Annotated in this window: 1 protein-coding gene; it reads left to right on the top strand. The window is 68.3% G+C overall.

What is annotated here, in order from left to right:
* A partial coding sequence (locus ACFU8Q_RS41620; RefSeq protein ID WP_384465470.1) for a gluconate:H+ symporter occupies positions 1-1,063 on the top strand: 1,063 nt, incomplete at its 5' end.
* Positions 1,064-1,122: the final 59 nt, after the last annotated feature.

Here is a 1,122-nt window from a genome sequence, read left to right as displayed (position 1 = left end):
GGCGAAGGCGAGCGGGCGGGCCATGCCGTGGGCGATGGTCCTGATCGCCTCGATCATCGGTCTGCCGCTGTTCTTCGAGGTCGGGATCGTGCTGCTGATCCCGGTGGTGCTGCTCGTCGCCAAGCGCGGCAACTACTCCCTGATGCGGATCGGCATCCCGGCGCTGGCCGGTCTCTCCGTGATGCACGGGCTGATTCCCCCGCACCCCGGCCCGCTGGTGGCGATCGACGCGCTCGGCGCCAATCTCGGCGTCACGCTCGCGCTGGGTGTTCTGGTCGCGATCCCGACCGTGATCATCGCCGGGCCGCTCTTCTCCCGCTACGCCGCGCGTTGGGTGGACATCAAGGCTCCGGAGAAGATGGTTCCGCAGCGCCCCTCCGAGGAGCTGGAACGGCGTCCCAGCTTCGGCGCCACCCTGGCGACGATCCTGCTCCCCGTCGTGCTGATGCTCGTCAAGGCCCTGGTCGACATCGTCGTGGACGACCCGGAGAACCACGTCCAGCGGATCACCGATGTGATCGGCTCGCCGCTGATCGCGCTCCTCGCGGCCGTCATAGTCGGCATGTTCACGCTGGGCCGGGCGGCCGGTTTCACCAAGGGCCGGCTCTCCACGACCGTCGAGAAGTCCCTTGCCCCGATCGCGGGTGTGCTGCTGATCGTGGGTGCGGGCGGCGGTTTCAAGCAGACCCTCATCGATGCCGGTGTGGGCCAGATGATCCTGGACTTCTCCAAGGACTGGTCGATCCCGGCGCTGCTGCTGGGCTGGCTGATCGCCGTCGCGATCCGGCTCGCGACCGGCTCGGCGACCGTTGCCACCATTTCGGCAGCCGGTCTGGTCGCGCCGCTGGCCGCGGACATGTCGACGTCCCACGCCGCGCTGCTGGTCCTCGCCGTCGGCGCGGGTTCGCTCTTCTTCAGCCACGTCAATGACGCCGGGTTCTGGCTGGTGAAGGAGTACTTCGGCATGAATGTGGGTCAGACGATCAAGACCTGGTCGGTGATGGAGACCATCATTTCCGTGGTCTCGCTGGCCTTCATCCTGCTGCTCTCGCTGGTCCTGTAGCGAGCGGCCCCCTCCCGCACGGCCCTCCCCCCGCGGCGCAAGCCGGGGCCGTGCCCGAT

It is taken from the genome of Streptomyces sp. NPDC057543 (assembly GCF_042801895.1).
Classification (GTDB): Bacteria; Actinomycetota; Actinomycetes; order Streptomycetales; family Streptomycetaceae; genus Streptomyces.
Note: the sequence above shows the minus strand (reverse complement) of the source record. Positions and strands in the feature narration are given on the sequence as shown.